This window comes from Microcoleus anatoxicus, from assembly GCF_042465725.1.
Lineage (GTDB): Bacteria > Cyanobacteriota > Cyanobacteriia > Cyanobacteriales > Microcoleaceae > Microcoleus > Microcoleus anatoxicus.
This window is the reverse complement of the sequence record NZ_CP120853.1, coordinates 2,175,148-2,187,844: the sequence shown is the minus strand read 5'-3', so window position 1 is coordinate 2,187,844 and position 12,697 is coordinate 2,175,148. Positions and strand designations below refer to the sequence as shown.

General features: G+C 45.0%; 17 protein-coding genes. 14 read left to right on the top strand and 3 right to left on the bottom strand.

The annotated features are described in order from the left end of the window. Window positions 1–358 precede the first annotated feature (358 nt). From P2A85_RS09445 to P2A85_RS09435, 3 genes are all read left to right on the top strand, one after another. Entirely contained in the window at window positions 359–652 is a 294-nt protein-coding gene (locus P2A85_RS09445; RefSeq protein ID WP_377478995.1) for a hypothetical protein, read from the top strand. 65 nt (window positions 653–717) lie between these two features. Next, window positions 718–960, top strand: coding sequence for a hypothetical protein (locus P2A85_RS09440; protein WP_377478992.1), 243 nt, complete (start codon window positions 718–720; stop codon window positions 958–960). 117 nt (window positions 961–1,077) lie between these two features. Next, the gene (locus tag P2A85_RS09435; protein WP_377478989.1) at window positions 1,078–2,142 is read left to right on the top strand and encodes a tetratricopeptide repeat protein; all 1,065 of its coding nucleotides are present in this window, start codon (window positions 1,078–1,080) and stop codon (window positions 2,140–2,142) included. 282 nt (window positions 2,143–2,424) lie between these two features. Here the strand turns inward: P2A85_RS09435 and P2A85_RS09430 are convergent, their stop codons facing one another. From P2A85_RS09430 to P2A85_RS09420, 3 genes are read right to left on the bottom strand one after another with little or no spacing between them, the layout of a single operon-like run. Further along, complete coding sequence (locus tag P2A85_RS09430; RefSeq protein ID WP_377478985.1) at window positions 2,425–3,249, bottom strand: adenylate/guanylate cyclase domain-containing protein; 825 nt, start codon at window positions 3,247–3,249, stop codon at window positions 2,425–2,427. A gap of 51 nt (window positions 3,250–3,300) precedes the next feature. Beyond that, on the bottom strand, window positions 3,301–4,485 hold the full coding sequence (locus P2A85_RS09425; protein WP_377478982.1) for an RNA-guided endonuclease InsQ/TnpB family protein: 1,185 nt from the start codon (window positions 4,483–4,485) through the stop codon (window positions 3,301–3,303). Further along, window positions 4,415–5,380, bottom strand: a complete 966-nt coding sequence (locus tag P2A85_RS09420) for an adenylate/guanylate cyclase domain-containing protein (protein WP_377478979.1) — start codon at window positions 5,378–5,380, stop codon at window positions 4,415–4,417. Before P2A85_RS09420 ends, P2A85_RS09425 begins: the two co-directional genes overlap by 71 nt. Window positions 5,381–5,497: 117 nt before the next feature. Between P2A85_RS09420 and P2A85_RS09415 the strand changes: the two genes are divergently transcribed. The 11 genes from P2A85_RS09415 to P2A85_RS09365 all read left to right on the top strand — a co-directional run bounded on the left by P2A85_RS09415 (window position 5,498) and on the right by P2A85_RS09365 (window position 12,694). Further along, window positions 5,498–5,728 (top strand): hypothetical protein, encoded by a 231-nt coding sequence (locus P2A85_RS09415; RefSeq protein ID WP_377478976.1) that lies wholly within the window; start codon window positions 5,498–5,500, stop codon window positions 5,726–5,728. A gap of 52 nt (window positions 5,729–5,780) precedes the next feature. Next, window positions 5,781–6,608 carry a prepilin peptidase gene (locus P2A85_RS09410; RefSeq protein ID WP_377478973.1) on the top strand — a complete coding sequence of 276 codons (828 nt, stop codon included), beginning with the start codon at window positions 5,781–5,783 and terminating at the stop codon, window positions 6,606–6,608. A gap of 147 nt (window positions 6,609–6,755) precedes the next feature. After that, on the top strand, window positions 6,756–7,706 hold the full coding sequence (gene accD / locus P2A85_RS09405; RefSeq protein WP_377478970.1) for an acetyl-CoA carboxylase, carboxyltransferase subunit beta: 951 nt from the start codon (window positions 6,756–6,758) through the stop codon (window positions 7,704–7,706). 347 nt (window positions 7,707–8,053) lie between these two features. Further along, window positions 8,054–8,245, top strand: a complete 192-nt coding sequence (locus P2A85_RS09400; RefSeq protein WP_015178341.1) for a hypothetical protein — start codon at window positions 8,054–8,056, stop codon at window positions 8,243–8,245. Between the two features lie 149 nt (window positions 8,246–8,394). After that, window positions 8,395–8,883, top strand: a complete 489-nt coding sequence (gene psbV, locus P2A85_RS09395) for a photosystem II cytochrome c-550 (RefSeq protein ID WP_371123886.1) — start codon at window positions 8,395–8,397, stop codon at window positions 8,881–8,883. A 155-nt stretch (window positions 8,884–9,038) separates the two neighbouring features. Beyond that, window positions 9,039–9,539, top strand: a complete 501-nt coding sequence (psbV2, locus tag P2A85_RS09390) for a photosystem II cytochrome PsbV2 (RefSeq protein WP_341738301.1) — start codon at window positions 9,039–9,041, stop codon at window positions 9,537–9,539. Between the two features lie 124 nt (window positions 9,540–9,663). Next, entirely contained in the window at window positions 9,664–10,002 is a 339-nt protein-coding gene (gene petJ, locus P2A85_RS09385) for a cytochrome c6 PetJ (RefSeq protein ID WP_377478965.1), read from the top strand. Between the two features lie 479 nt (window positions 10,003–10,481). After that, window positions 10,482–10,754, top strand: a complete 273-nt coding sequence (locus P2A85_RS09380) for a hypothetical protein (protein ID WP_377478962.1) — start codon at window positions 10,482–10,484, stop codon at window positions 10,752–10,754. 162 nt (window positions 10,755–10,916) lie between these two features. Continuing rightward, entirely contained in the window at window positions 10,917–11,654 is a 738-nt protein-coding gene (locus P2A85_RS09375; RefSeq protein WP_377478960.1) for a hypothetical protein, read from the top strand. A gap of 528 nt (window positions 11,655–12,182) precedes the next feature. After that, complete coding sequence (locus P2A85_RS09370) at window positions 12,183–12,413, top strand: addiction module protein (RefSeq protein ID WP_371120446.1); 231 nt, start codon at window positions 12,183–12,185, stop codon at window positions 12,411–12,413. Beyond that, window positions 12,410–12,694 carry a type II toxin-antitoxin system RelE/ParE family toxin gene (locus P2A85_RS09365; RefSeq protein WP_377478957.1) on the top strand — a complete coding sequence of 95 codons (285 nt, stop codon included), beginning with the start codon at window positions 12,410–12,412 and terminating at the stop codon, window positions 12,692–12,694. Before P2A85_RS09370 ends, P2A85_RS09365 begins: the two co-directional genes overlap by 4 nt. The last annotated feature ends 3 nt before the right edge of the window (window positions 12,695–12,697 follow it).

Below are 12,697 nucleotides of genomic sequence, written 5' to 3'. Positions count from 1 at the left end.
TTTGTAGGGGTAGTGCCCCCGTGCCTACCCCTTATCTATCCCGGCAACTCTGGAAGACTAATACTAGGGAAAACTCCCCCCATCGCCTCGATCGCTAAGGTCTCCCCTCCCCCAAAGCCAGCATTAGCGGGGGTTTTTCACGCTGAATTGAGCTAACTAAATCAACTATCGATTTTATTCATACAATCTATGCAAACAATGATTTGATTGTCAATTACCAAAGAGTTAAGGTTAATTCATGAGGTAACAGATTGATTTTCATAAAATTGTGTTGTCTATATTTGGCAGTAAAAAATAGTAATATTTGCCAATATAGCCTGTAAATTTTGTGAAATTTAACACTACTTAGGTGTTGGCTATGTCTACTTATAAAAAAGTGCAAAAATCCCAATCATCGAGATTTTTTGGGATTGACCTTCGAGCTTTACCCGCTAAAAAACCGCAAGGGCAATGGCTCTTTTCAGCTATGAATCAAATTGGACAGTTTTTGCTAGTCGCCGCTGTGGGCGGGCCTAAACTGAGAATTTGGCAGACTGCCGATCGCGATGGTAATAGTTGGTGGCACGGTTTCGATCCCTTCACTGGTAGCTCTACGTTTGCCGCGACGGATGATGAAATGCGCGCTTGGATCGATCGCCATTATTACCAATAAACATTTCCCATAATTATTGCTTTTGATTTTTTGATTGGTGACAATTTAATTTCACAGGAGATAGTATGCTTCAAACAGCTTCTGAGTTAGTAGCACCCGACGATCGCATTATCCTGATGAAAAACGAGGTATACAGAGTGCCTCAAACTCATCGAGAAGTTCAAGTATTGTCAGGAATTGCCTGGATCACACTTGACAAAAAAGATATCATCTTGCATAGTTCAGAACAAGCATCACTTCCATTCAGTAAAAACCCTGTTCTGATTTCCGCACTCAACAATATGCCACTGATTATGGCTGTTTGGTGAGAGAAGGAATTTTCCCTAAGCAAGCTCAGAAGATATTAGCTGACAACAAATGTGCCAGTAAGCCAAAATAGCTCTATCTTGAAAGTTAGATAATTTGGCTTTTGGAGGACTTGTTCGGTGTACAGCCGCCCTTACCACTTCAGCTATGTCGCAGCTATAACTCTTGTCCTATCGCCTGCGCTGACATTCTTAGGCGTGTCAGAGGCTTTGGGATCTGCTCCAATTATAAATCCTAGGCGCTTCCCAGGGACCGATCGCGCCCAAGCAACAAACCCCAAAACACAAGCAGACACACTCCTGGAAAAAGGCATAAAGGATCACCGCCAAGGTTTGTTTCGGGAAGCAATCCAAGCTTTTGAACAAGCTTTGGCAATTCGCCAGCAATTAGGTGACAAACCGGGGATCGGAGAAACCCTCAACAATTTGGGGGAAGTTTACGGCGAAATCGGTTTGCTTCCCAAAGCTTTAGCAGTTTTGCAGCAAGCTTTAGTCATTAACAGAGACATCGGGGCTAGGAGTAGCACGGCGCGAACCCTCAATCTCATCGGTTTTATCAACCGGGTTGCGGACAATTTTTCCGAAGCGATGAAACTGCATCAAGAAGCTTTGGAATTAGCTAAAACTGCTCAGGATGAAATTGAAATTGGAGAATCTTTTCACAATATTGGAGCTGTGTATGGAGAACAGGGAAATTATGCCAAGGCGATCGAATTTTATCAGCAAGCCCGAACCCTTCGCACCGCTAAGGGCGATCGACGAGATTTAGGGCGTACCCTCAATAACATGGGTGGAGTCTATTACAACATCGGCGACTTCAACAGAGCGATGGAATTTTATCAACAAGCTTTGGCAATTCGTCGCGAAATAGCAGATAGGGCGGGGGTCGGTCGCTTGCTCAATAACATGGCACTTACTTCTCGCAAACTTGGTAAAGATAGTCAAGCCCTGATCTATTTTCAGCAAGCAATGATTATGCTAGAAGCAATCGGTGACAAGACAAGTGTGGGACGTTTGCTGAATAATATGGGTGCAATTTATGAAGGTCAAGGTCAGTATGCTAAAGCTTTGGAATCTTACGAACTAGCTTTGAAAAAGGCCCGCGAGGGTGGAGACAAAGCAGGAGAAACTACAGCGATGGAGGGGATTAAACGATTGTCTTCTGGTCAGCTTGTGCCACAATAGATAGGGAGCATCCCGATTTCGCATAGGCTATAGCATGACCGCAGACAATTTATTAGCGATCGCCTGAGATTTACAGCGGTCATGCTTCTCCCCTACGAATATATTTGCACTCATTGAGATGCACCCCAATAGATATCTCAAAAAAAGCCTGTGAATAACAGGCTGGATACCTGTTACCAATATATAGCTATCAATATTCGTACTGAAACTCCAGAAGATGTAGAAGCCGTTGGCAAAGTTAACATTGGGTCATTGGGGCGAGAAAATGAGGCTAATTTAGATCTACCCTTTTCCGTTTTCGACCTTGGAACCGTGCAAAGCAAAAATCGGAGTCAGAGCCGATTTGCCCTTGAGAGCAACAGCTCCCAAAGCCTCGCAATTGAATTCTAAGCCGATCGCCTCACACACCCTTTCGCCAATCAAAATTTCGTTTTCCCCAGCCTTGCTCATCAATCTAGCGGCCGTATTCACCGTATCTCCCAAAACATTAAACTCCCTGCGACCACGGGGTTCGCCAACCTCAGCAGCAAAAACGGGCCCCTGGGACAGCCCTATTTGACAGCTTACTTTGACTGCTTGAGAGCCGATAATTGGCGGATGCAAAGTTGCGATCATCTCTCGTATCGCCAGAGCTGCGCTAGCGGCGCGACAAGCATCATCCCGATGAGCGTCGGGCACCCCAAAATAGATCAGCATATCGGAACCGTTCAAGTGCGCGGTTACTTTTTGCAACACGCCTGCTTTTGCTGATACTACGGCATCGATCGACGCAAAAACCCTCGAACAACCGAGAATCAGAGCTACTTCTTCCTCCGGTGAAGCTTTGTCGATGGACTCCGGTAAGCCGACTAAATTGACAAACATCACCGTTGGTTCGGGAAAATCTGGGGGAATTTTTCGCCTGTTAGCATTTTCTACCAGTAGTCTCAGAATCGGCTTGGGGATATAGCTAGCAAGGGGTTCAACCCGGTTGAGAGCTTCCTGGATTTCGCTCACTAGGCCCGAAATGCTGCGATCGAGCAATACCGAACTCGGCATCCGCCGTCGAGTCAGAGTAATATCATATTCTGCTACATAAGATTGACATAAAGCGGACAAGAATGACATCTCGGACACTTAAAACTTACTTCCTGCTTCTACGTAGGGAGTCGGCTCCTTCTACTCTACAGGCGTGAATTCAGGATTAGCCATCCTTACTCTATCTCGTGAGACCGATGCTAAATTAATCGCGGCATTCAAATCTCGATGACAACTGTTGCCACAAGCCTCACAAACAAACAATCGGTCGGAGAGTGGCATCGGTTGAACGTTACCGCACTTTGAGCAAATTTTAGATGAGGGATACCATCGATCTACCACTTCGACAACAGTGCCGTAGATGGGAGATTTATAAGTTAGTTCTCGTCGAAATTCATAAAACCCTGAATCTAAAATTGCAGCCGCCAGTTTGTGATTTGCTGCCAGACCAGAAATATTTAAATCTTCGATGCGGATGCGAGCGTACTTTTGGCTAATTTCTGTAGTTGTTTTCTGCAAGAAATCCCGCCGTATATTGGCAATATCGGCGTGTTTTTTAGCCAGTTGTCGAGCGAATTTCCGAGCGTTTTTCGATGCTTTGATGCCAAGTTTTCGATTGCCTAATTGCTGGTTTCGATTGCGGTACTGTAGTTTCCCTAGCTTGATTTTCGCATTTTTTAGGGAATCTGGCAGTTGGTATACCGTACCGTCACTCAAGGTGGCAAAGGTGGATACTCCTAAATCTATGCCTGTCGCTTCCGATACTTCACGATATAAAGGGGGGATTTTGTCAGCTTTTATGGTAAAACTGACGTACCATTTGTCCGCAGTACGGCTGATGGTAAATGTTTGAGAGCAACAGTTGTACCCGATAGCTTCTTTCAGGCGAAACGTTCCCAGTGTAGGAATTTTTATCCGATTGCCAGCCATCTGAAATACTGGTCCATTGCTGCTGTCTACTGTAAACGAATCCCCGGATTTCTTGCGTTTGAAATTAGGAAACCCGCTTAACCCTTTAAAAAAGCGTTCGAGGGAGTTATTGAAGGCCCGGAAAGCATTTTGATAAACGCGGGATGATAAAGTGTTAGTCCATTGATATTCTGGTTGTTTTTTGATGAAATTGGTAAAGGTTTTTTTTATTTCGGCAATCTTTCGGGTGCGGCTGACTTTAATGTCCATCACGCCCACGTACAGGGTACGAGCTAGGTTGTAGCAAAACCGAGCGTAACCAGCGTGTCGCGCCATGAGGGTACGTTCAGCATTGTTGAGTTTGAGTTCTAGCTTCAGGGCGTACATAGCCAGGGAGCAAGTCAGGAGTGCCAACATTGATACTTATTTTACCAGTTACAGACAGCGATTGCGACAAGAACACCGTGTTTTTTGGACCTGATGTCTTTAATGTCAGGAAAAGTCTATGAAACTGCCGTTTAGTATCATCTCCCAGTAGATCCTCCGTCAGATCGTCCACCACCAAAAAATAACCCGCTGCTCCTGGTTCAAACCGAAATTGCTCTCCCAAACACAAACTAGAAGTAGTCGTCAAACACACCCTTCCCACAGTTCCAGAACCCTCAGCTTGCTTGGCTTGCTGGACTGAATGACCAAGCAGCACATGAGCCATCCGCAGTGGCGTACCAATGTCCGCACTAATGTAACGGCCGCAGTGGATACCCACTCGCATCCTCAAAGACAAAACACCCCGTGGGGTTTCAATACGCGCAAATTTAGCCATGGCTCGCTGCATTCGCAAACCAGCACGGACGGCCCTAGCTGTATCCTCTTGGTGAATGCCGGCCAGGAATTGCACTAACATCGCATCTCCGGTAAACTCCAGCAAATCCCCCCCGGACTTACTCACAATTTCGATCATCGAGGCAAAATAGTCGTTAATCACCGCCAGCAAGGTTTCAGCTCCCTGGCGTCCCAGGGCCGCATTTGCTTCCAATAAGGATGTAAACCCTGCTAAATCGGTAAACAGTAGTGTCCCTTCTTGCCATTGGTAGCTCACTTCCCCTGGATTGGGGGGAGATTCCGACACCTGTTTGGGCACGTAGTCGTGAATTATGTATCGGAGAGTACGTAGATGCTCGAAGACCCCCATTAGTGTCGCTGGCGACGAATCTACCCAGGCGGAGGTGTACAGTGAGGCTGGGAGCAGCCCTCGTAGTCGCAGTTCGATCTCTGCCAAAGGAGGATTGTAGGTTAATTTATTAATTTCCACCTAGTCTATTGTTAAAAAATAAGGTAAGTTCGATCGATCTAGTGGCGACACCAATAGCTAGACCTATACCATTATGATCAGTTTCCAGTGATAGAATACCAGTCCAGCCCAGAACCAATGAGAGAAACTTCCGATAGTTTCAGGTTACTTGCTCCTGATTTGATCCGAGTAGCTCGATCGGTCTATAGTCTATATCTCAAAGTTCATTCCGATCGCCTACAACGTCCGGCTGGTGTTGTTGTCTCTCAAGGAAGCGATCGAGGTCAGTTGATTTTCACTTCGCAGCCAATTTTGTTGCCCGGTGAACGTTTTGTTACTTTTGAAGAGATTGAATCGCAAATGTATTAGTTATTGGTGATTTGTTATTTGTTATTTGTTATTTGTTATTGGTTATTTGTTAATGGACATCATCTTTAATTGTCTTGTCTCTACTATTGTATTTGCTTTGGGTTCGGCGATCGGTAGTTTCTTAAATGTGGTAGTTTATCGCTTACCTGCGGGTTTGTCAGTAATACATCCTCCTTCTCGCTGTCCCAAATGCTTGAATCAGCTTCAGTCTTACGAAAATGTACCTGTTTTTGGTTGGCTGTGGCTACGGGGACGCTGTAAATATTGTCGCAGCCGGATTTCTTTACGATATCCCCTGGTGGAAGCGGCTACGGGTTTGCTGTTTTTGCTGATTTTCTGGCAGTTTGGACTCACAGTACAAACTCTGGGGTTTTGGGCTTTTTTTAGCTGGCTTTTGGCTTTGTCTTTGATCGATCTCGATACCATGACTTTGCCTAATTCTTTAACTCGATCGGGTTTAGTGATGGGGCTGGTTTTCCAAATCGCTAAGGGTTGGTGGCCGATATTTAGTCCGATCGACTCAGTAAACTATCTGGTACTCGACGGTATCCTAGGAGCCGTTGTGGGGCTGTGGCTGTTTGACATCATTGGTTTAGCAGGTTCTCTAGCCCTTGGTCAAAATGCGATGGGGGCTGGCGATACCAAATTGGCTGCTTTGATGGGAGCTTGGCTGGGGTGGAAATACTTGCTGTTAGCGGGCTTTCTCGCCTGTGCTACCGGGGCTTTTGCTGGCGGCGGGGCGATCGCCCTCGGATGGCTCGATCGACGCCAACCCATGCCTTTTGGTCCATTTCTCGCTCTCGGTGCAGCAATTACAGCTTTGTGGGGCGAAGCGATCTTATCTACTTACTGGCAGTTGTTTTTTATGAAGATGCCGTAAAACAGTGGTACAATAGTCAGTTGTTTATTGTCAATAGTCATATATAGGTTATGAATTATTAGTAGCAGCTAACAAATAACAAATAATAAATAACCTATAAACACAGTCAACAGTCAACAGTCAACAGTTAACAATTACTAAATTTTAATGTCTCTATTTGATTGGTTTGCAAATCGAAGAAAATCAGTACCGAACTCTCAAGAACGGCCGGAACGAGAAATTGCCGACGGGCTTTGGAATAAATGCGAAGCTTGCGATGCGCTCAGTTACACCAAAGACCTGCGAGCAAATCAAATGGTTTGCTTGGAATGCGGGCATCACATGAGAGTTTACAGCGACTTACGCATCGATCAACTGCTCGATGCCCATACTTGGATGCCCATTAACGAAGGACTCCACGCCACCGACCCCTTGAAATTTCGCGATCGCAAAAAATATAGCGATCGGCTTCGAGAATTTCAAGAAAAAACAGGCCACCTAGATGCAGTAGAAACAGGCATCGGCAAACTCGAAAGTTTCCCCATCGCCCTGGGAGTCATGGAATTTCAATTCATCGGTGGCAGTATGGGTTCCGTTGTCGGAGAAAAGCTGACTCGCCTCATCGAATACGGAACGCGGGAAAAGCTACCCGTCATCATTGTCTGCGCTTCCGGCGGTGCGAGAATGCAAGAAGGAATGCTCAGCTTGATGCAAATGGCGAAAATCTCCGGTGCTCTGGAACGCCACCGGGAAGCCAGACAGTTGTACATCCCAATTTTGACTCACCCGACGACCGGCGGTGTCACCGCGAGTTTTGCCATGCTGGGAGACATTACCATTGCAGAACCAAAAGCAACTGTAGCCTTTACCGGCGGCCGGGTGATCGAGCAAACTCTGCGGGAAAAGTTGCCGGAAAATTATCAAACTTCCGAATACTCCTTTGCCCACGGCTTTGTAGATATGATCGTCCCTCGGACTCAGCTCAAGAAAACCCTGGCTCAGCTAATTAGTATTCACCAGCCTCAACCTTTATCAGATCCCTCAGAACTAGAGCATCACACACCCATAGACAACCACGCTTTGCCCGCACAGACTCATGCTTTCAAGCTTTCACCCTAAGCATCAAGCCCCTCCTCATGCTCTGTGAGTTCGAGCTGCGGGTTCGGATGTTAAATGTTCATAAAAAAACTCGGTAAGTGGGATGATATTGATTGGAAGTTGATTGACTAGAAAGCTGAACTGAGCAAAAATGCCTAGTGGCCGTTAGAACTTAGTTGGCTCTGACAGACTCAATCAGGACTCAGGCGTTGTCAATAGCAGTAAATAGCCCCTGGGCAAATTCTGCATTTAACGATCGCTCTGGCGTTCTATAAACCTCAGAACAAACTAACAGCGCTTGGTGAAATTATCCAGATTTCAGTTAAGAGCGATTAACCCCATTTTTACCCGTCAGCGACCTAAAAACTATGGGTTTTGCAGACCTGTCCATCGCAGAAATAGCAGAGGACTTCAACGTCCCTGTTGAAGACGTGATCCGTTTGTGCGACGAGTTAGAAATTGCTTACAAGCACCCTCAAACCCGTTTGGCCCTAGAGGATGTTAAGGCAATTATGTCCGCTCTGGAAAAAAGGCGCGACTCAAAACTTCTTGCAGATTAGATTGATGCCATAATTCCCTTACCTTTAAAGGTACAACCGAATCAACTCTCACCAGTTTTTCCCGGCGGTGGAATCTTGAACAGCAATCTGTTTGCTAGCTCCCCAAAAGAGCATTCAATACTTTCCCCTGATTTTTTTTAAGGAGAACCATGCTTAAAAGATATTTCATTGCTCTGACTGCTGTATTCATGACTTTTCAATTCTTTGTCAGTAGTGCGATGGCAGTAGAACTCAGTCCTCAACTACGCACCGTGACATTAGATGACAAAGGCACTCCCGTAGTGCTGAGCCTCAAACAGGTTCAGGAAGGCAAACGGTTGTTTAACTCAGCCTGTGCTCAATGTCACGCCGCTGGCATGACTAAAACTGACCCGAATTTGAACTTGAGCCCTGAAACTTTGGCTTTGGCAAATCCACCCCGTAATAATATTAAGTCGCTGGTTGACTATATGAAAAACCCCACGACTTATGACGGCTTTGAGGAAATTTCTGAGCTGCATCCGAGCATGAAAAGCGCGGATATTTTCGCTGAAATGAGAAATCTTTCCGATGATGATTTGTACGCCATTGGCGGTCACATTCTGTTGCAGCCAAAAATTGTGGGCACCCAGTGGGCTGGCGGTAAAGGCGCTCGCTAATCGATTTTAGGAAATTTTAGATTTGAGATTTTGGATTGGGAGGGGGCTAGAGTTCCACAAAAGTGATTGTTGTTCCCTGGTTGGCTTCTATCGAAAATCTGAAATCTAAAATTTAACCTCTCCTTATTTAATATTGCAAAAAGTTGTAGGCCCTCATGCTGCGTCGTGGTGTTTTTGTCTGCTTTCTGTTAGGAATTTTGGTGATTTTGCCGATGGTGCTGCTGGCACCTCAACCTGTTTTGGCTGCTGCTGATTCCTATGTGACTCGCTATTTAAAAGTCAGCGAACCTGTGCCACTGGAATTGGATGCTGAGGGACACACTCGATTATTTTCGGCTGAGGATTTGTCCGCCGGCAAGCGGTTGTTCGAGCAAAATTGCCTCAACTGTCACGTCGGAGGAGCGACTTTGCCAGATCCGACTATCTCTCTATCTTTGACGGATCTCCAGGGAGCAACCCCTCCCCGCAAGGACATCAATAGTTTGGTAGCCTATCTGAGACAACCAATGACTTATGACGGTAGTGAGGAAACTTTTTGGTGCCGCCAAGTACCCGAAAGCTGGATGTCCCAGACTCAGATTGAAGATTTGGCTGCTTTTGTGCTTCGGGCTGCTCAAAAGGCTCCGGGATGGGGTATTGATAATCTGGAGAGTTGAATCGCCCGCCCAAAGTGGTTAACTACTCAAAAAATCGCGATCGCTACTAGGTGTTTGCGGGTTACTAAACGGGTAAAATAACTGAAGAATCACAATTAACTGTGTCCATTAGAGGAGAACTACGTTGAAAAGACTCTTATCGATCGCTCTGTTAGCGTTGGCAATTTTTACTGTCGGCTTCGGCAGCCCTGCTTTAGCTGGAGATGCGGCTAAGGGAGCTAAACTGTTTAGCGCCAACTGTGCTGCTTGTCACGTCGGTGGTGGCAACGTGGTTGTGTCTGCCAAAACCTTGAAATCCGCAGCTTTAGAGAAGTACGGCATGAATTCTATCGAAGCTATTACCACTCAGGTAACAAAGGGCAAAAATGCGATGCCTGCTTTCGGTGGTCGTTTGAAGCCTGCACAAATTGAGGATGTCGCAACCTACGTTCTCGAACAATCTGCCAAAGACTGGAAAGGCTAAACTGCTTGTCTGGACGGACTTGATTTAACCTAAAACTTGTCTTCTCGATCGCGCCCTCTCTCACCCTTTGGCGCATAAATGTCGGTTTGAAGCTATCTTAACCTTTTTGGGAAAGTATGCAAGAGATCGGATTTTTATGTGCCCAAGGGCGGGGGAGGGACATTTTATGGGAGATTTTAAATTGGACAGTCCTAGACGCAACTGTCACAAGGGTTCTATAGGACGGGTGATGGGGCGCAAGGCGATCGAGTGGCGATCAGCCTGAGTGGCAGTTGCGTCGAGGACCGTGTGTTTGAAATGCTGGAAAAACTCCGCACACTTTTCATCCGTCATTAGCGATTCATCTAGCGGCAAGTCGTGAATCATTTTGCAGCATCGGTATAAAACAAATTTACTGAATTCACTGCAATGCTCTCCCTACTTGTCCGTGCGTTATCATGTAGTGATTCGCAGAAAAGCCTAGCGATCGGAGTCAATATATGCAGGCAATCCTTTTAAGCCGTGAAGAAGTTGCGCGACGTGCCAAGCAATTGTATGAAAGCACCATCCGCCAAAAGGTAGAAGTAGAAGAGAACATCGGCAAGATGGTCATCATAGACATTGAAACAGGTGATTATGAAGTCGATAAAACTGGATTGCAAGCATCTCGTAACCTTAGTAAGAAGCACCCAAACGCTCGACTCTTTGGTATTCGTGTTGGATATAATGTTGCTGTCTCATTTGGTGGTGTTATGGAGCGTATCTGCAAGTGATTTGTGGGATTGTGACAAATAGACACGCAACTGTGATGAACGCACTCTTTATCGCCCTTTATTCTAGCGTATTTGAGATATAATGGTATGGTTATTAAATTGCAAAGCAGCTATTCATAAGAGCCACTTGGATTTTCAAGGTATCGTTTAAATGAGGTATTTATGAGCGAAGAAAACAATCAAGATAAAAGAGAAATGCAGCCCATGAGCAGCGGTTCCAGTGAAGAATACAAAGATGCTAGAAATTGGTGGATCGAAATTGTTTCATTGATAGCAATGGTTTATCTAATCTTTAGCCTAATTAGCCCAATGTACTTTGAAGAAAAGCGACAACCTCGAAAGATAGAAGCTCCTGATATTATACTCATTGCTCTTGTATTTCTCTTTAACTCTGGGTTACTTAACAGATTAGAGGATTTGGGTATTTCTAAGGATGGTGGCGTTACAGCTAAATTCAAGCAACTAAAGCAAGAAGTTAATGAACAGAAAAAGAGAATTTATGAGCTTCAAGCAAAACAATTAGAACAACTGGAAAAACAACAAAATAATTTAGAAGAAACGCAAGCTTTTATGTATAATTTCTTGCTTGGGGATAAGGATTATGAAAAAATAGACCAGCTTTACAGGCATTCTGAGACCAAGACAAATTATAACTTTTATGTTTCAGATAGAGTTGGTGATGAGTTAAGGCGTTTACGAGATTTGAAATTGATTACAACAAAATCTGGTTATATCAGCGATCTAGTTAGAGCGAGTGATTATGGGAAACGATCGATTAATTTGACCGAATACCTTGATGTTACAGATTTAGGCAAAAAATTTTTGGTAACACGTGAAACGTTACAATCTAAAAATCAACAAGAAACGAAAAAGCCTGGGGAAAATCCAGAAGTTGAATAGGCGGAAACTTCGTCGCAGTGGCAAAATTTGGTAAAAACCAGGTTTATTTGGTTAGGGTACGTAAATCCTGACGCGATTAGTCCAAGAAACCGGGTTTCTCTGATATTTTTCAAATCCTCATCAGATTTTACGCAGAAACCCGGTTTCTGAAGCCTCACGCACCTAGTTCATGATTTAAGCTGCCGTAGCTGCTGGTAGAAGATTATAGGACTTGCTATAATTGAGGCGTCTCATATCGATCTTTCATAATGAAGTATCCTCCCTTTCCCGCTATCAAAATTGGATTACTTGCGGTCGATCTGCGGGCTAGAGATGAAGGTAGTCATCTTGTGGAGTGGGCGATCGAATATGTGGCGACTGAACTTGTTCCGGTTGTTGGAGTTCTTAAGCATAGGTTTTTGACCTCCAGATTCTGTAGCTATAGTTTACCAATTCTTGTGGGGTAGAATCTTGTGGGATAGCTTGTAAGTCAAGCAAGTCTCTGCCTTATGTTAAAATCAGGCTAGTCCCTTGGAGCTAAACTATCCAATGCTAACCCTAGACCAACTCATTTCAGAGGCAACTGCATTACCAGATGCAGCCAAAGCTATCCTCATTGACAAAATTGTGGAAAGCATGACAACACAAATCGAGCAAGATATTTTGATGGCAGGAGTAAAGAAAGCTCAAGAACGGATTGCCGAAATTGAGAGTGGCGCAGTTCAAACCATTCCAGGAGATATTGCCTTGGCCCAAATACGGCAACTCTCAAAGCAATGAAATATGAATTTCACCCAGCCGCCCTGCAAGAATATGCAGAGGCTGTTCAATTCTTTTCCCAACAAGACAGACACCAAGATTTCATTGACACGATAGAAAATGCCATATTTAAAATTATTGGAGCACCAGAACGCTGGCCGATCGTTGAAGGTCAGATTCGTCGTTATTTGACCCTCAAATTTTCCTATGCCATCTTGTATCGAGTCTATCCAGACAGAATCGCGATCGCGGCGATCGTGAGTTGTCGTCGCGATCCAAGCTACTGGAAAGATCGCCTCTAATAT